Origin of the sequence: Nonomuraea sp. NPDC050643 (assembly GCF_040654715.1) — a bacterium.
GTDB lineage: Bacteria > Actinomycetota > Actinomycetes > Streptosporangiales > Streptosporangiaceae > Nonomuraea.
Genome location: NZ_JBFAIM010000005.1, coordinates 212,160 through 228,226 on the forward strand (window position 1 = coordinate 212,160; position 16,067 = coordinate 228,226).

14 protein-coding genes are annotated in these 16,067 nt (G+C 69.6%); 6 read left to right on the top strand and 8 right to left on the bottom strand.

Annotated elements, in window-relative coordinates:
- Positions 1 to 9 precede the first annotated feature (9 nt).
- A complete protein-coding gene (locus AB0I15_RS08780) occupies positions 10 to 1,323 on the bottom strand; it encodes a hemolysin family protein (protein WP_358091970.1) in 1,314 nt (437 codons plus the stop codon).
- A gap of 86 nt (positions 1,324 to 1,409) precedes the next feature.
- On the opposite strand from AB0I15_RS08780, the gene galE reads away from it, so the two are divergent.
- Positions 1,410 to 2,357 (top strand): UDP-glucose 4-epimerase GalE, encoded by a 948-nt coding sequence (galE, locus tag AB0I15_RS08785; protein ID WP_358091972.1) that lies wholly within the window; start codon positions 1,410 to 1,412, stop codon positions 2,355 to 2,357.
- A 38-nt stretch (positions 2,358 to 2,395) separates the two neighbouring features.
- Entirely contained in the window at positions 2,396 to 2,548 is a 153-nt protein-coding gene (locus AB0I15_RS08790; protein WP_358091974.1) for a hypothetical protein, read from the top strand.
- A gap of 148 nt (positions 2,549 to 2,696) precedes the next feature.
- Here the strand turns inward: AB0I15_RS08790 and AB0I15_RS08795 are convergent, their stop codons facing one another.
- Both AB0I15_RS08795 and AB0I15_RS08800 read right to left on the bottom strand, forming a co-directional pair.
- Positions 2,697 to 3,683: a malate dehydrogenase gene (locus AB0I15_RS08795; RefSeq protein WP_358091976.1), complete on the bottom strand. Its 987-nt coding sequence runs from the start codon at positions 3,681 to 3,683 to the stop codon at positions 2,697 to 2,699.
- A 58-nt stretch (positions 3,684 to 3,741) separates the two neighbouring features.
- Positions 3,742 to 5,847, bottom strand: coding sequence for a transporter substrate-binding domain-containing protein (locus tag AB0I15_RS08800; protein WP_358091977.1), 2,106 nt, complete (start codon positions 5,845 to 5,847; stop codon positions 3,742 to 3,744).
- Between the two features lie 184 nt (positions 5,848 to 6,031).
- Here AB0I15_RS08800 and AB0I15_RS08805 point away from each other — a divergent pair, with 184 nt between their 5' ends.
- Positions 6,032 to 7,156 carry a saccharopine dehydrogenase NADP-binding domain-containing protein gene (locus AB0I15_RS08805; RefSeq protein WP_358091978.1) on the top strand — a complete coding sequence of 375 codons (1,125 nt, stop codon included), beginning with the start codon at positions 6,032 to 6,034 and terminating at the stop codon, positions 7,154 to 7,156.
- Here the strand turns inward: AB0I15_RS08805 and AB0I15_RS08810 are convergent.
- The 4 genes from AB0I15_RS08810 to AB0I15_RS08825 form a co-directional block, all read right to left on the bottom strand.
- Positions 7,153 to 8,160 (bottom strand): polysaccharide deacetylase family protein, encoded by a 1,008-nt coding sequence (locus AB0I15_RS08810; protein WP_358091980.1) that lies wholly within the window; start codon positions 8,158 to 8,160, stop codon positions 7,153 to 7,155. The two genes, AB0I15_RS08805 and AB0I15_RS08810, sit on opposite strands and share 4 nt — an antisense overlap.
- A 238-nt stretch (positions 8,161 to 8,398) precedes the next feature.
- Complete coding sequence (locus tag AB0I15_RS08815) at positions 8,399 to 9,616, bottom strand: NADP-dependent isocitrate dehydrogenase (protein WP_358091982.1); 1,218 nt, start codon at positions 9,614 to 9,616, stop codon at positions 8,399 to 8,401.
- A 53-nt stretch (positions 9,617 to 9,669) separates the two neighbouring features.
- Positions 9,670 to 9,960, bottom strand: coding sequence for a DUF3017 domain-containing protein (locus AB0I15_RS08820; RefSeq protein WP_358091984.1), 291 nt, complete (start codon positions 9,958 to 9,960; stop codon positions 9,670 to 9,672).
- A 27-nt stretch (positions 9,961 to 9,987) separates the two neighbouring features.
- Complete coding sequence (locus AB0I15_RS08825; protein ID WP_358091986.1) at positions 9,988 to 11,109, bottom strand: citrate/2-methylcitrate synthase; 1,122 nt, start codon at positions 11,107 to 11,109, stop codon at positions 9,988 to 9,990.
- 181 nt (positions 11,110 to 11,290) lie between these two features.
- Here AB0I15_RS08825 and AB0I15_RS08830 point away from each other — a divergent pair, with 181 nt between their 5' ends.
- Positions 11,291 to 11,938: an FHA domain-containing protein gene (locus tag AB0I15_RS08830; RefSeq protein WP_358091988.1), complete on the top strand. Its 648-nt coding sequence runs from the start codon at positions 11,291 to 11,293 to the stop codon at positions 11,936 to 11,938.
- A 180-nt stretch (positions 11,939 to 12,118) separates the two neighbouring features.
- Here AB0I15_RS08830 and AB0I15_RS08835 read toward each other — a convergent pair whose 3' ends face one another.
- On the bottom strand, positions 12,119 to 13,651 hold the full coding sequence (locus AB0I15_RS08835) for a family 10 glycosylhydrolase (protein ID WP_358091990.1): 1,533 nt from the start codon (positions 13,649 to 13,651) through the stop codon (positions 12,119 to 12,121).
- Between the two features lie 87 nt (positions 13,652 to 13,738).
- On the opposite strand from AB0I15_RS08835, the gene AB0I15_RS08840 reads away from it, so the two are divergent.
- Together AB0I15_RS08840 and AB0I15_RS08845 are read left to right on the top strand one after the other, a co-directional pair.
- The gene (locus AB0I15_RS08840; protein WP_358091992.1) at positions 13,739 to 15,169 is read left to right on the top strand and encodes a glycoside hydrolase family 3 N-terminal domain-containing protein; all 1,431 of its coding nucleotides are present in this window, start codon (positions 13,739 to 13,741) and stop codon (positions 15,167 to 15,169) included.
- On the top strand, positions 15,166 to 16,032 hold the full coding sequence (locus tag AB0I15_RS08845; protein ID WP_358091994.1) for a MurR/RpiR family transcriptional regulator: 867 nt from the start codon (positions 15,166 to 15,168) through the stop codon (positions 16,030 to 16,032). Before AB0I15_RS08840 ends, AB0I15_RS08845 begins: the two co-directional genes overlap by 4 nt.
- Positions 16,033 to 16,067 lie beyond the last annotated feature (35 nt).

The window sequence follows — 16,067 nt, forward strand, 5'->3', positions numbered from 1 at the left end:
GCAATTGTGTCAGGAATCCTGCTCAGGAGGCGACTCGGCGACCGCTCGGCGTTTCACCCTCACCCGTGCGATACGGCGGCCGTCCAGCTCGGTCACCGTGAGCTCGAAGCCCGAGAACTCGACCCGCTCCCCGACCGCCGGCACGTGGCCCAGCATGGCCATGACGAAGCCGCCCAGCGTCTCGTAGGGGCCGTCGGGCAGCCGGATGCCGGTCTCGGTGACGATGTCGTTGAGGTTCGTCAGGCCCTCGATCTCGATCTCGCCGGCGGGCAGGATCACGACGTCCTCCTCGACGTCGTACTCGTCCCTGATGTCCCCGATCAGCTCCTCGACGAGGTCCTCCATGGTGACGATGCCGGCCGTGCCGCCGTACTCGTCCACCACGATCGCCAGGTGCTGGCCCTCGTCGCGCATCTCGTTGAGCGTGGTGAGCAGGCGTTTGGACGCGGGCACGAACTTGGCGGCCCTGATCGGCACGACCGCGCTGATCGGCTCGGTACGGCCGACGAGCTCGGGCTCCAGCAGGTCGCGTACGTGGACGAACCCGATGACCTCGTCATAGGACTCCCGGTAGACCGGGAAGCGCGAGTGCGGCAACTGGGCGGCCAGGCGCGCCGCGTCGTTCAGCGGCGTGTCGGCGTCCATGAACTCCACCTCCGTACGCGGCAGCATCACCTCCCTGAGCTGCCGTTTCCCGGCGGCGAAGACCTCGCCGATGAGCTTGCGCTCGTCGGCGGTCAGGTCGGTGTGCCCGACCACCATGTCGCGCAGCTCCTCGGTGGTGACCTCTTCCCTGTCGGCCTTGGGGTTGCCGCCGAGCAGCCTGACCACGCCGTCGGTGGACTTCGACAACATCCAGATGATCGGGCGCGACAGGGAGGCGATCCGGTCCAGGAACGGGGCCACGAACAGCGACAGGCCCTCGGCCCGCTGCAGCGCCAGGCGCTTGGGCGCCAGCTCCCCGAGCACCAGCGACACGTACGAGATCGCCAGCGTCACCAGCACGAGCGCCAGCACGGGCGACACGGCCGCGGGCACCCGCCAGCCCTCCAGGACGGGTACGAGCTGCGCGGCGAGCCGGTCGGCGCCGAACGCGGCCGACAGCATGGTCGCCACGGTCACGCCGATCTGCACGGCCGACAGGAACCGGTTGGGGTCGCGGGCCAGCTTGGCCACCCGCTCACCTCGGCGGCCGTTCTGCGCGATCTTGCGGAGCTGACTGTCCCTCAGGGAGACCATGGCCATTTCGGCGGCGGCGAAGAAGCCACCGATCAAGATGAACAGCAGGACCAGGGCGATGTTGGCCGCGACGGTGTCAAACATGGTGGTTGGCAGCGTACTCGTCCGTTTTCCCGCGTATGCTGAACGGCGAGCCGTACAAAATCAAACATATTTGAACAGGAGTGAACATGAGGCTGCTGGTCACGGGTGGTGCCGGATATGTCGGCAGTGTCGTCGCGGCCCAGCTCGTGGAGGCGGGCCACGAGGTGACCGTACTCGACGACCTGTCGACCGGGCACGAGGACGCGGTGCCGGAGGGGGCGCGGTTCGTGCGGGGCGGCATCACCGAGGCGCACGACGCGCTGGACGGCGTGGACGCGGTGCTGCACTTCGCGGCCAAGTCCCTGGTGGGCGAGTCGGTGGAGAATCCGGGGCTCTACTGGTCCCACAACCTGGGGGGCACGCTGGCGCTGCTCGACGCCATGCGGGACAAGGGCGTGGGCAGGATCGTGTTCTCCTCGACGGCGGCCACGTACGGGGAGCCCGAGCGCTCGCCGATCCAGGAGAGCGACCCGACCCGGCCGACCAACCCCTACGGCGCCTCCAAACTGGCCGTGGACACGGCTCTGACCGCGTACGCGGGGCTGCGGGGGCTCGGCGCGGTGAGCCTGCGCTACTTCAACGTGGCGGGCGCGTACGGGCGTTTCCGTGAGCGGCACACGATCGAGACCCACCTCGTCCCCAACGTGCTGAAGGTGGCCACCGGCGAGCGCCCGTCCGTGAGCGTGTTCGGCACCGACTACCCGACGCCCGACGGCACCTGCGTGCGCGACTACGTCCACGTCTCCGACCTGGCCAGGGCCCACCTGCTGGCGCTGGACGCGATCACCCCCGGCGAGCACCGGATCTACAACCTGGGCAGCGGCACCGGCTTCTCCGTGCAGGAGGTGATCTCGGTCTGCCGCGAGGTCACCGGGCACGCGATCCCCGCCGAGTTCGGGGACCGGCGGGCCGGCGACCCGGCCGTGCTGGTCGCCTCGTCCGCCAAGATCCAGAACGAACTGGGGTGGAAGGCCGAGCGCGCGTCGCTGCGCGACATCGTGTCGGACGCTTGGGGAGCGCTTTCCGCCAAATGAGCCATGCGGCGCGGCAATGTGTGCTGTGATACCGAAATGTGAGGAGCTTTTCACCAAGGGTCACGAAACTGCTCTTCGGCGCCCTCGTCGCGGTGGGCAGTCTCATGGCCGCGGGCGGCGTGATCTACGCGACGCCCCAGCCGGCTCCGGCCACCCGGCCCACGTCCTGTCCCGAGGTGCACGACAAGTAGGTCCGGGCCGACCAGCGCCCGCGCGCTCCGGCGTCCGGCGTGGGCGGCCGGCGTGAGTGGCCTGTGCGGATGGCCTGTGTGCGTCCCCGTGGGCGACGCGGGACGCGCGCCCCCGGACCGGCGGGAGCGCGCGTCGGGAGGCGTCCGGTCAGATGAGGTTGAGCGACCTCACCGCGTCGCGCTCCTCCTCCAGCTCGCGCACGCTGGCGTCGATGCGCTCACGGGAGAAGGCGTCGATCTCGAGGCCCTGGATGATCTCGAAGCGCCCGTTCGCCGCGCGTACGGGGAACGAGGAGATGAGGCCCTCGGGCACGCCGTAGGAGCCGTCGGAGACCACGGCCGCCGAGGTCCACTCGGTGCCGTTGACCCAGTCGTGGACGTGGTCGATCGCGGCGTTGGCGGCCGAGGCGGCCGAGGAGGCGCCACGGGCCTCGATGATGGCGGCGCCGCGCTTGGCCACGGTCGGGATGAACGTGTCGCGCAGCCACTCGGGATCGACCTGCTCGGCCGCGACCTTGCCGCCCACCTCGGCGTGGAACAGGTCGGGGTACTGCGTGGCGGAGTGGTTGCCCCAGATCGTCATGTTCCTGATCTCGGCGACCGGGATCTGGAGCTTGGCGGCGAGCTGGGACAGCGCGCGGTTGTGGTCGAGCCGGGTCATCGCGGTGAAGCGCTCGGCCGGCACGTCGGGCGCGTTCTGCTGGGCGATGAGCGCGTTGGTGTTGGCCGGGTTGCCCACGACCAGGACCCTGATGTCGTCGGCGGCGTGCTCGTTGATCGCCTTGCCCTGCGGGCCGAAGATCCCGCCGTTGGCGCCGAGCAGGTCGCCGCGCTCCATGCCGGCCTTGCGCGGCATGGCGCCGACCAGCAGCGCGACGTTCGCGCCGGCGAAGGCGACGTTGGGATCGTCGGTGATCTCGATCCCGGACAGCAGCGGGAACGCGCAGTCGTCCAGCTCCATCGCGGTGCCCTCGGCCGCCTTCACCGCCGCCGGGATCTCCAGCAGGCTGAGCTTGACCGGAACGTCGGCGCCGAGCAACTGCCCCGACGCGATGCGGAACAGTAGTGCGTAGCCGATCTGGCCGGCGGCTCCGGTGACGGTCACCTTGACGGGCACAGTGGCTGACGACGCCATGGCCTTCCCCTAACTCGCGGCACGATTCATTGACGTTCGGGATGTTACCCGCTCGTCATCAGCAGGTTTCCATCGCGGGCACTTTCAGCTCCAGATCGAAGTCGACCTTTCCGAACTGGCTGGTCAGGAGCTGCTTCATGAAACCGGTGCTGTAGAGATCGGCGATCACCGCCCGGACCGCCTTGCAGGTCGTCACGTCGCCGTTCCTGATGGCGACGGCGTAGCGCTCGTTGCTGAGCTTGGCGCCGAGGATCTTGTAGCGCATGTTCTGCTCCCGGCCCGCGAACCCGGCCAGGATGAGGTCGTCGCCCGGCACGCCGTCCACCTTGCCGCTCCTGAGCAGGTCCATGCAGGCGGCGTAGTCTCCGGCGTGGACCGGCTCGACCTTCACCTGGTCCTGCACCGCGCCGACGGACGGGTTGTTCGGGGCGCAGATCCTCTTGCCCGCCAGGTCCTTGATCGACTCGATGCCGCTGCCGGCCCGGACCAGGACGTCCTGGTGGGCCAGGTAGTAGGGGCCGGCGAACTGGGTCTCGCTCTTGTCGATGGAGTAGGTGGCGATGACCAGGTCAACCCTGCCCTCGGCCACGGCGTCCGGCCGGTCGCGCCCGCCGCCGACCCGGACGAACTCCGTCTGCTTGGCGCCCAGCTCCGCCGCTATCCGCTTGGCGAGCTCGACCTCGACGCCCTGGAAGTCGTCGCCGTTCTGCAGCCCCACGCCGGGCAGGTCGCCCTTCACACCGATCACGATCTTGCCGGTCTGGGCGACCTTGTCCATCACGCTGGCGAACGAGCCCGGCTCCTTCGTCTCGGGCGAGTCCGGGGGGACCTGGCGGAGCATCATCTGCGGCCAGCCGCTCCAGAGCAGGCCGAGCGCGGCGGCGGCGAGCAGCGCGGCGGCCAGCGCGATCCACATCTTCGCCCGCCCGCGCCGGGCCGGCGGGGCGGGCTCGGGCATCGGGTAGGGTGCCCCACCCCCTTCCGGCGGGCCGCCGAGGGCCGGCCGGCCGGAGGTGTGCTGGCCAGAGGTGTGCTGGCCGGTGGCCGGGTGGTGGTGGCCGCTGGCCGGGCCTGTGGTGGCGTGCTGCCCTGTGGACGGCGCCGTGCCCTGCCGGCCCCTGGCGCCGGGCGCCGCCTGCCCACCCGTCTGTCCTGGCTGTCCCGTCTGACCCGGCTGGCCCGTCGTACGGTCTGGCGGCTGCTGCGGCCCCGAGCCGGGGTGGGACGGCACCACGGAGCCCTGCCGGCCCGGCTGCTCGGTGATCGACCCGGCCGACACCCTGGTGAACGGCGTGGTGTCGTCGCTGGCCACCTGCACGCCCCTGGTGAGCACGGCCGTGGAGGCCCCCACCGTGGACGACTGCCCGAGCAGCCGCAGCAGGATCTGGTCGGCGGAGGGCCGTTCTGCCGGCGACTTGGCCAGCGCGGAGCGCACCACACCCTGCAGCGGCTCCGGCATCATGCCGACGTCGACCTCGTGGTTGAGGATGCGGTTGAGCACCGTCGCGATGGACTTGCCCTCGAAGGCGACCTTCCCGGTGGCCGCGAAGGCGATGGTCGCGCCCCACGAGAACACGTCGGTGTAGGGCCCGATGTCGTCGCCGGCGATCTGCTCGGGCGCCATGTAGGCCGGGGTGCCGATGGCCCGGCTGGTGATGGTGCCGGTGGAGTCGATGATGCGGGCGATCCCGAAGTCGACCACGCGCGGCCCGTCGGCGGCGATCAGCACGTTGTCGGGCTTGAAGTCCCGATGCACGATCGAGGCGTGGTGGATCGCGGTGAGCGCGGTGGCGGTGCCGATGGCCAGCCGGTCGAGCACCGTGCCGGTGAGCGGCCCGTCGGTCTCGATGAGCTCCCGCAGGGGCAGGCCGTCGATGTACTCGCTGGCGATGTAGGGTGTGTCGCCGTCGAGATCGGCCTCGATCACCCGGGCCGTACAGAACGACGCCACCCGCTGCGCCGCCTTCAGCTCCCTCGCGAAGCGCGACCTGGCGATGGTGTCACCGCTGAACTTCACGTGCAGGAGCTTGATCGCGGCCCGCTCACCGCTCTCGTTGACGCCCAGGTAGACGATGCCCTGGCCACCCTCTCCGATCCGTCCGGACAGCCGGAATGACCCCAGTAGGGTGGGATCGCCGGCCACCAACGGCGAGATTTGCGGCATTCGTCATCCCCACGTGTTCTGAACCCCAACGACGCAAACTTTACGACGCTCGGCAACTTCACAGGGATCCGTTAAGGCTTCGTGACGTCACGGGTTCGACTCTTTGCGGGAAATCCCGGGACGACGGGACACGTGACGAGTAGCACACTTGCGCCTCCCGCCCGCCGCGAGGAGTCTAGAGATCATGGACCGCCCTTACGACATCGTGCTCTTCGGAGCGAGCGGGTTCACGGGTGCGCTCACCGCCGCCTACCTGGCACGGGCCGCCGGTTCCGGCACCCGGTGGGCACTGGCCGGCCGCGACCGCGCCAAGCTGGAGCGGCTGGGGCTGGACGTGCCGATCCTGCTCGCCGACGCCACCGATCCGGCCGCGCTGGCCGACCTCGCCCGCCAGACCCGCGTCCTGGTCACCACGGTGGGCCCCTATGTCCGGTACGGCGAGCCGCTCGTGGCCGCCTGCGCCGACGCGGGCACCCACTACCTCGACCTCACGGGCGAGTCCGAGTTCGTGGACCGGACGTACCTGCGCCATCACGACCGGGCCGCCAGGAGCGGCGCGAAGCTCGTACACGCCTGCGGCTTCGACTCGATCCCGTGGGACCTCGGCGTCCTCTACACCGTCACCCACCTGCCCGAAGACGCCCCGCTCAAGGTCAGCGGCTTCATCAGGGCGCACGGGCGGCCGTCGGGCGGCACGCTGGCCAGCGCGATGTCCGTGCTCGGCCGTGCCCGCCAGGCCGCCGAGGCCGGCACCCAGCGCCGTTCGGCCGAGCCCAGGCCGAAGGGCCGCAGGATCAGCTCCCTGCCCGGCGGCCTGCGATACGTCGGCGGCTGGGCTCTGCCCATGCCCACCATCGACCACCGGATCGTCGGCTACTCCGCCCGCCTCCTCGACCGCTACGGCCCCGACTTCACCTACCGCCAGCACTACGCGGTCAAGACCCTCCCCGAGGCACTGGCCACCGTGGCCGGGGCGGGCGCCTTCACCGCGCTCGCCCAGCTCCCGCCCGTCCGCGACTGGATCCAGGGCCGCCTCAAACCCGGCGAGGGCCCGTCGCCCGAGCGGCGCGCGAAGAGCTGGTTCAAGGTGACGTTCCTGGGCGAGGGCGGCGGTGAGCGCGTGGTCACCGAGGTCGCGGGCGGCGACCCCGGTTACGACGAGACGGCCAAGATGCTCGCGGAGTCGGCACTCTGCCTGGCCTTCGACGACGTGCCCGCGCGGGCGGGCCAGCTCACGACGGCCGCCGCCATGGGACAGCCGCTCATCGACCGCCTGCACGCCGCGGGCCTCACCTTCACCACCCGCTAGTAGGGCAGGCTCCAGGTGGCGAACGACTTGCGCAGGTACGGGGCCTTGTACTTCGGATAGGCCACCGTGCTCACGTCGCCGTCGGAGGTGTAGCGCATGTCCGGGTTGCTCTTGAGCCAGTCGAGCCAGGCGGCGGAGCAGAACTGGGCGCAGTCGCCCTTCTTCTCCATGACCTTGATCCGCGGGATGCCGGCCGCGTCGAACGACTTGCTGAACGGCGCGGGAGCGGGCGTGTAACCCGCCAGGAAGGCGCCCTGGTGGTTGTACTGCTTGCCGCGCAGGGCCCATTCCTTCTTGCGCGGCTGGTTCCCGTACGGCAGGGCGATCGTCGTCGGGTTCGTGTAGGACAGCGAGTTGATCTGCTTGCCGATCGTGCCGATCTGCTCCTCGACCTCCTTCTGCGAGCGGCCCCGCAGGTTGAGGTGGTCGCGCGTGTGGTTGCCGATCTCGAAGCCGTTGTCCTTGAGCCAGAGCAGCGCCTGGGCCTGCTCCTCGCGTACGGTCTTGCCGAACATGTCACGGGTCACGTAGAACGTGGCCGCCGGGCGCCAGCCCGGGTGCTTGGCGGCCACCTCCTTCAGGATCGCGACCGCGGTGTCCTTCTGCGGCACGCCCATCTCGTTCAGCGTGAGCTGTGAGGGTGAGGAGTCGTCGAAGGTCAGGACCACCGGGTGCTTCCCGGCCGGGATGTTGATCTTGCCGGCCACCATCTCGGCGGCCGTGATCGGCACGTAGTCCTCCCTGACCAGCCGCTCCAGGTCCGCCCTGAACTGCTCCGGCGACCTGTCGTCCGTCGTCTGCGGCTTCGGGACGATCCGATGCCACATCAGCACCGGGATCTGCCCCAGCTCGTTCGCCTTGACCTTGGCCGCCGCCTTCGTCCTGGCCGCCTTGCCCGCCTTGATCCTGGCGGCGGCGTTCGCCTTGGTGTCCGTCAGCTTGGCGGTGTCGGGCTGCTGCGAGTCGCAGCCGGTCACGATCGCGGCGGCGGCGACCAGTCCCACCCCAGTCAAAATACGCAGTCGCATCCGAACCCCCCGAGACGCTTACGACTGTTACGAGGGGGCTCTTACCCAACTGATCAATTACGCCACGCCGCCGTACCGTCAAGAGATGGTCTGGGAAAAGCGGATATGACGCCGTTGGACCCGCCCATCCCACCTTGCCCCGCCGAGGCGGCCCAGGCATGCGAAACGGCCCCTACCGTACGGCGTGACCGCAGGTAGAGGCCGCGTTCGACGACTAGGCGGACATCTTCTTCTTGAGGTTGTCGTCCAGCGCCGCCAGGAAGTCCTGGGTGGTGAGCCACTTGGCGTCGCCTCCGACCAGGAGCGCGAGGTCCTTGGTCATCTGACCGCCCTCGACGGTCTCGACGCAGACCGCCTCCAGCGTGTCGGCGAACTCGGTCACCGCGGGGGTGTTGTCGAGCTTGCCGCGGTGGGCCAGGCCACGCGTCCACGCGAAGATCGAGGCGATCGGGTTGGTGGAGGTGGGCTTGCCCTGCTGGTGCTGGCGGTAGTGGCGGGTCACGGTGCCGTGCGCGGCCTCGGCCTCGACGGTCTTGCCGTCGGGGGTCATCAGGACCGAGGTCATCAGGCCGAGCGAGCCGAAGCCCTGGGCGACCGTGTCGGACTGGACGTCGCCGTCGTAGTTCTTCGCGGCCCAGACGTAGCCGCCCTCCCACTTCATCGCCGCGGCGACCATGTCGTCGATGAGGCGGTGCTCGTAGGTCAGGCCGGCCTTCTCGAACTCGTCCTTGAACTCGCTCTCGAAGACCTCGGCGAAGATGTCCTTGAAGCGGCCGTCGTAGGCCTTCAGGATCGTGTTCTTCGTGGAGAGGTAGACGGGGTAGTTGCGGTTGAGGCCGTAGCGCATCGACGCGCGGGCGAAGTCGCGGATCGACTCGTCCAGGTTGTACATCGCCATCGCGATGCCGCTGCCGGGGAAGTCGTACACGTCGAGCTCGATCGGCTCGGAGCCGTCCTTCGGCGTGTAGGTCAGGGTCAGCGTGCCCTCGCCCGGGATCTTCAGGTCGGTGGCGCGGTACTGGTCGCCGAAGGCGTGACGGCCGACGACGATCGGCTTGGTCCAGCCCGGGACGAGCCGCGGCACGTTCGACATGATGATCGGCTCGCGGAAGATGACGCCGCCGAGGATGTTGCGGATGGTCCCGTTGGGGGACTTCCACATCTTCTTGAGTCCGAACTCCTCGACCCGCGCCTCGTCCGGGGTGATGGTGGCGCATTTCACACCGACGCCGTACTTCTTGATGGCGTTGGCGGCGTCGATGGTGACCTGGTCGTCCGTCGCGTCTCGGTGTTCGATGCCGAGGTCGTAGTACTTCAGGTCGACGTCGAGGTAGGGAAGGATCAACTGGTCCTTGATGAACTGCCAGATGATCCGGGTCATCTCGTCGCCGTCAAGTTCGACGACGGGGCCCTCCACCTTGATCTTGGGCATGCGAATGGTTCCCCTTCAATGAATTGATGCGTTGAGGCTATCGGACCGTCCGGTCACCGGGCGAAAAGGGACAGGATCAGCGCCTTGAGCTCGTTGTTGTAGAGCAGGAGCGAGGTCAGGACGAGCACGAATCCGAACACGGACAGCGTGATGACGTCGTTCTTCTTGCTCCGGACGGCCAGCTGACCGCCGTACCCGGCGAAGCGGAGCGCGGCGGCGATCATGATGACGGCACCCAACGCGAACCCGCCCCAGCGCGGGTTCGCAATGAAGATCACGAGCACACTGATGGCCGCACCCGCCAGGATCAGCGGGTACGGCCCCCAGCTCTCGCGTTCAGTCACTTGTCGGCTCAACGCACCTGCTTAGACTCATCGCTCTTCGATCGGCTTCCACTTCTGGTCCGTCTCACCGATGTACTCACTGTCGGGGCGGATCAGCCGGTTGTCGGCATGCTGCTCGATGACGTGAGCGGTCCAGCCGGACATGCGGCTGATTGAGAATACCGGCGTGAACAGGTCGGTCGGAATGCCCAGGTAGTGGTAGACGGAGGCGGCGAAGAAGTCGACGTTGGGATAGAGGCCCTTCGTCTCGAGGACGACCTCCTCCATCTCCTTGGACATCCGGTAGTAGGTGTCGTCGCCGGTGGACTCGGCCAGCTCGGCGGACAACCTGCGCAGGTGGGTGGCGCGCGGGTCCTCGGTCTTGTAGACGCGGTGCCCGAAGCCCATGATCTTCTCGCCGGCCGCCAGCTTGTCGCGTACGGCCTGGGCCACCCCGCCCGCCGGGATCGACTCCAGCGTCTTCATGACCTGCTCGTTCGCCCCGCCGTGCAGGGGGCCCTTGAGGGTGCCGATGGCGGCGACGATGGCGGAGTGCATGTCCGACAGGGTCGCGGCGCACACGCGGGCGGCGAACGTGGAGGCGTTCATCGTGTGGTCGGCGTGCAGGACCAGGCACTCGTCGAAGATCTCGATCTCGCGGCGGCCGGGGGCGCGGCCGGTGACCTGGAGCAGGAAGTTCCCGGCGATGCTCAGCGAGTCGTCCGGCTCAGGGGCGCTGCCTCCGGTGCGGGCGGCATGGTAGAGAGCCACCAGCAGGGGCTGCTGGGCGACCAGCCGGGCGGCCTTGCGCAGGTTGGCGTCGGGGTCGATGGAGTCCTTGTCCGGATCATCCGCGCCCGCCAGCGACACCAGGGAGCGCAGCGCCTCCATCGGTTTCTGTTTCTCGGCGATTTCGGCGATGTTCGCGGACACCAGGGCGCCCAGCTCCCGGCCCTGCGCCAACTCCTCGCCGAAGGCGTCCAGCTCGGAGCGGGTGGGCAACTTGCCACGCTGGAGCAGGTGTGCGGTCTCCTCGAACGTCGCTCGGCCGGCCAGGTCGTGGATGTCGTATCCACGGTAGAAGAGGCGACCGGCCTTTCCGTCAATGTCGCTCAGCGCTGTGGACGCGGCAACGACATCGGCCAGACCTTTCGTGGGCTTGTCCGCCATGAGTGTTTCCTCCGCTTATCTTCGTCCGAAGTCTACCCGTGAGCAGGCAAAACCGACCGCAGAGGTCCAGACCAATTTCACGAGGGATTCTGCTTTCGGCAAAGGAGATTCCGCATCCCCTCGGTTGGGTAAGCCGGAGCTGTAGTAATAGTTACGGCGGGCTACCTGGGGAGGAACTGCCGTGGAGGGGCCGTTCATACGCATTGAGGACACTGGCGAGGTGGTCCCCTTGCGCCCCGAGATCACGACGGTCGGAAGGGGCCGGGGTGCAGACATCCGGCTCACCGATCCGAGCGTGTCTCGACTCCATGCCGAGTTCGTCAGACGAGGACCCTACCTGTATGTCGTCGACCTGGGACTGTCCAGGAACGGCACACGGGTGAACGGCAGGCCGATCGCCCGGAGGGTCCTTGACGACGGCGACGTCGTTTCCTTCGGCGCGGCGCGGGGTCGAATCGGTGGAGTCCCACGTGAGGACTTCACCCCCGAGGTCGAGCTGCGCAGGGCGGCCGCGCCCGAGCTGACCAGGCGCGAGGTCGATGTGCTGACCTCGCTCTGCAGGCCGGCGCTGTCGGACGAGGCGTTCGTCGCCCCGGCGACGGCACGCGAGATCGCCGACGACCTCGTCGTGACCGAGGCCGCGGTCAAGCAGCATCTGCTGCGGCTCTACCAGAAGTTCAGGATTCCCGAGGGCACCAACCGGCGCACACGGCTGGCCAATGAGGTCGTCGCGCTCGGTCTGGTTCGCCCGACCCCCGTGGTGCCACCACAGCGGTCGTCGGGAGCCCCGGCCGAGCAGCCTTCGGCGGCTGGGCGCAGGGCTTCCTAACGCAACCGATCGCGACCGGGGCTACGGCGAGGGGTTCCGGCAGCGTCGGAACCTGAACATCACCGTGCCCGTTCCATGGGCACGGCCACGAGCAGCGGCGAGCGTCCTGCTGAGGACTGCCCGCCGGGCTCGTCGCCGGTCAGGAAAGTGGCCGGCGACGCGCGCCGGCGCAGCACGCCCTCAGGTCACCTTGATTCCGTCGCTCGGCTGGCTGGTCCTGTTGGCGCGGTCCACCGCGACCACGTAGTAGTGGTGGCCGCGCCTGCCCTCGGGGTCGGTCCAGACGGCCTGGTGCTGGTCCAGCGGCACGACCGCGACCAGGTTGCGCGCGTCGGCGAAGGCGCCGGACGGAGCGCCGGAGTCGAACCGGTAGATGGCGAACAGGAAGGGCCTCGCCCTGCCGGTGGCCACCGCCCGGACCTCGACTCCGCCCTGCTTGCGCACCGCGTGCGCCAGCAGCGGCCGGTTGGGCGCCTTGCCGCCCGCGAGCCTGGGCAGCACGGGCGCGAGCGCGGGCCGCTGGTAGTGGTCGTTGACGGCGGTCGAGATGGAGCCGATCCTGTCCACCTTGACGTCGTTGGCGTTGTACCAGATGTCGCCGCCGATCTCCGGATGCTCCCGGTTGAGCGTCAGGTGCCTGGACAGCTCGTCCGGCGCCTGCCACTCGACCGCCTGGGCGGGATCGCCGGCCTTGTACGCCGCCTGCCCGATCCACAGCAGTGTGCTGGTGCCACTGGCCACGTCCGACCACCACGGCACGAGCTTGGTGTAGTCGGCCGGCGGCTGCCCCATGTACCAGTAGAGCTGCGGCGCGATGTAGTCCAGCCAGCCCTTCTTGACCCAGCCGCGGGTGTCGGCGTGCAGGCCGTCGTACGACTGGCCGCCGCTGGTCTCCGAGCCCAGCGGGTCGCTGGCCTTGTTGCGCCAGATCCCCGACGGGCTGATGCCCCAGGCGATGTCGGGCTTGGCCCGCAGGACGAGCTGCTGCATCTCCTGCACCATGAGGTCGACGTTGTGGCGCCGCCAGGTGGCCAGGTCGGGGAAGCCGGCGCCGTGCTGGGCGAAGGCGGCGCTGTCGTCGAAGGCCGTGGTGTTGGTCGGGTAGAAATAGTCGTCGAAGTGCAGGCCGTCGATGTCGTAGCGGGTGACCGCGTCCATCATGGCGTCCTGGCAGAACTTGCGGACCTCCGGCATGCCGGGGTTGTAGTAGAGCTTGCCGCCGAACGGCAGGATCCAGTCGGGGTGCTTGCGGCCGGGGTGGTCGGGGTGCAGCTTGGCCGGGTCGGCCTGCATCGACACCCGGTACGGGTTGAACCACGCGTGGAAGGCCAGCCCGCGCTTGTGCGTCTCCGCGACGGCGAAGCCGAGCGGGTCGTACCCGGGGTCCTGGCCCTGGGTGCCGGTCAGATACTGCGACCACGGCTCGAAGGGTGACGGCCAGAACGCATCCGCCGTCGGCCTGATCTGTACGAACACCGAGTTGAGCTTGCGCTGTACGGCCACGTCCAGCCAGGCGAGGTACTCGGCCTTCTGCTGCTCGGCGCTCAGCCCCGGCTTCGAGGGCCAGTTGATGTTGACCACGGACGCGATCCACATGCCGCGCATCTGACGCAGCGGGGGAATGTGCTCCGCCGCGGCGAACGCGGGCAGCGGGACGGCGGAAGAGGCGGCGGCGAGGGCGAGACCCTTCAGGAGAGTCCTTCTGCTGGGCATGGGGGGTGGCCTCTCGGAAGTGGTTGTGTCGAGGGCGACGATGACAGAAAATTACCTTCAGATCAACAAGTGTGAAGGAAAATGCCGATGAGCGGTGACCTGTACAGACTGGCGATGACGGTGCTGCATCCGGGGTTCGAGGGGACCTCCGCCCCCGACTGGCTGCGCCGCGCGCTGGGCGAGGGTCTGGGCGGCGTGGTGCTGTTCGCCCGCAACGCCATCAACGAGCCGCTGATCAGGCAGTTCCGGGCCGAGAACCCCGGCACGGTCGTGGCGATCGACGAGGAGGGCGGGACGGTCACCCGGCTGGAGGTCATGGCCGGCAGCTCCTTCCCCGGCAACCGGGCGCTGGGCGTGGTGGACGACGTGGAGCTCACCGAGCAGGTGGGCCGCCAGATCGGCAGGATGCTCGCAGATCTGGACATCACCCTCAACTACGCGCCCTCCGCCGACGTGAACGCCGACCCGGCCAACCCGGTGATCGGCGTACGGTCGTTCGGCCCCGATCCCGGCCTGGTCGCCCGCCACACCGTGGCCTACGTCAACGGCGTGCAGGGCGCGGGCGTGGCCGCCTGCGCCAAGCACTTCCCCGGGCACGGTGACACGGTCACCGACTCCCACCTCGCGCTGCCCACGGTGCACGCCTCGCGCGAGGTCCTCATAGAGCGTGACCTGCCGCCGTTCCGGGCCGCGATCGGCGCAGGGGTGCGCTCGATCATGTCCGGCCACCTGCTCGTGCCCGCACTCGATCCGTCGGGGCCGGCGACGCTGAGCCGTACCGTCATGACCGAACTCCTGAGGGGCGAGCTCGGTTTCGACGGGATGCTCGTCACCGACGCGATCGAGATGCGGGCGGTGGCCGCCATGTACGGCCCCGGCGAGATCGCGGTGCGCGCGCTCAGCGCGGGCGTGGACGCCATCTGCGTCGGGCTGTCCACCGAGGACAGCCTGCGCGAGATCCGCGACGCGATCGTGGCCGCGGTGCGGGAGGGCACGCTGCCCGAGGAGCGGCTGGCCGAGGCCGCCACACGGGTGCGCGCCCTGTCCACCTGGTACGCCGGCCAGTCCGCCCTGCGCGAGCGGGCCCACGAGGACGTCGACGAAGGCGTCGGCCTGCGGGCCGCCAGGGCGGCGCTGACCACGACCGGCAAGGCCGGGCTCGACCGCGGCCCGCTGGTCGTCGAGGTCAACACCCGCCACAACAAGGCCGTCGACCCCGCCACCCCGACCGGCATCACGGCCGCCCTCGCCGCGCTCCTGCCGAACACGGCCAGGGTGCAGATGGACCCGGAGGGCGAGCTGCCCGTGTTCGACGACCGGCCCGTGGTGCTGGTGGTGCACGACGCCGCCCGGCACGCCTGGGTACGCGACACCGTGGCCAAGGCGCTGGCGATCCGGCCCGACCTGATCGTGGTGGACACCGGCGTCCCGGCCCCGCCGGAGGGCGCCGCCCACATCGCCACCCACGGCATCTCCCGAGTGTCCGCGCTGGCCGCGGCGGAATGGCTGCTTCGATGACCGTAGAACCCGCGAACCCGATCGCGGCCGTACGTGCCGTCCTGCCCTCGCTCACCCCGGCGGCGCAGGCCATCGCCCGTCTCATCCTGGCCGACGCCGGCCTGGTCGTGCGGAGCACGATCACCGAGTTCAGCGCGGTGTCGGGGACGAGCGAGGCGACGATCGTACGCACGGCGCGGGCGCTCGGCTTCGCGGGCTACTCGCAGATGCGCTTCGCGCTGGCCGCGGCCGTGGCCAAGGAGCCCGAGCGGCTGGTGCCCGGCGACCTCGGGCCCGACGACCCGCTGACGGACGTGATCGCCAAGGTGGCGCGGGCCGAGTCGGAGGCGCTGGCCGACACGGCGGCGCAGCTCGACCCCGACCAGCTCGGCGAGGTCGTCCAGGCGATCTCGGTGGCGCGGCGGGTGGAGGTCTACGGTGTCGCGGCCTCCGGCCTGGTGGCCGCCGACATGTCGCAGAAGCTGCTGCGCATCGGCCTGTCCAGCCATCCGTTCAGCGACGCCCACCTGGCCCTGACCAGCGCCGCCCTGCTCAAGGAGGGCGACGTGGCGGTGGCGATCAGTTGCAGCGGCGAGACGCCGGACGTGCTGGTCCCCGCCCGTACGGCGGCCGAGGCGGGCGCGTTGATCGTGGGCATCACCAACAACCCGCGCTCCTCGCTGGCGGCGCTGGCCGATCACACGCTCGTGTCGGCGGGCCGCGAGACGGCCTTCCGTCCCGGAGCGCTGGCCAGCCGGATCAGCCAGCTCCTGATCGTGGACTGCATCTTCGTCGGCCTGGCGCAGCGCACCTACGACAAGGCCGACGCCGCCATCCGGGCCACCCGGGACGCCACCGAGCGCTACCGCAACCGCAGCCGCTGACCGCTCTCCGGCGCGGGTCATCATGGGCCGTCGAG

Coding starts and splice junctions, on each gene's coding strand:
- AB0I15_RS08825 (WP_358091986.1), bottom strand. CDS start 11,109: ATGGCGGACAAGCCCACGAAAGGTCTGGCCGATGTCGTTGCCGCGTCC.
- AB0I15_RS08840 (WP_358091992.1), top strand. CDS start 13,739: ATGAGCGGTGACCTGTACAGACTGGCGATGACGGTGCTGCATCCGGGG.
- AB0I15_RS08780 (WP_358091970.1), bottom strand. CDS start 1,323: ATGTTTGACACCGTCGCGGCCAACATCGCCCTGGTCCTGCTGTTCATC.
- galE (WP_358091972.1), top strand. CDS start 1,410: ATGAGGCTGCTGGTCACGGGTGGTGCCGGATATGTCGGCAGTGTCGTC.
- AB0I15_RS08845 (WP_358091994.1), top strand. CDS start 15,166: ATGACCGTAGAACCCGCGAACCCGATCGCGGCCGTACGTGCCGTCCTG.
- AB0I15_RS08795 (WP_358091976.1), bottom strand. CDS start 3,683: ATGGCGTCGTCAGCCACTGTGCCCGTCAAGGTGACCGTCACCGGAGCC.
- AB0I15_RS08805 (WP_358091978.1), top strand. CDS start 6,032: ATGGACCGCCCTTACGACATCGTGCTCTTCGGAGCGAGCGGGTTCACG.
- AB0I15_RS08800 (WP_358091977.1), bottom strand. CDS start 5,847: ATGCCGCAAATCTCGCCGTTGGTGGCCGGCGATCCCACCCTACTGGGG.
- AB0I15_RS08815 (WP_358091982.1), bottom strand. CDS start 9,616: ATGCCCAAGATCAAGGTGGAGGGCCCCGTCGTCGAACTTGACGGCGAC.
- AB0I15_RS08835 (WP_358091990.1), bottom strand. CDS start 13,651: ATGCCCAGCAGAAGGACTCTCCTGAAGGGTCTCGCCCTCGCCGCCGCC.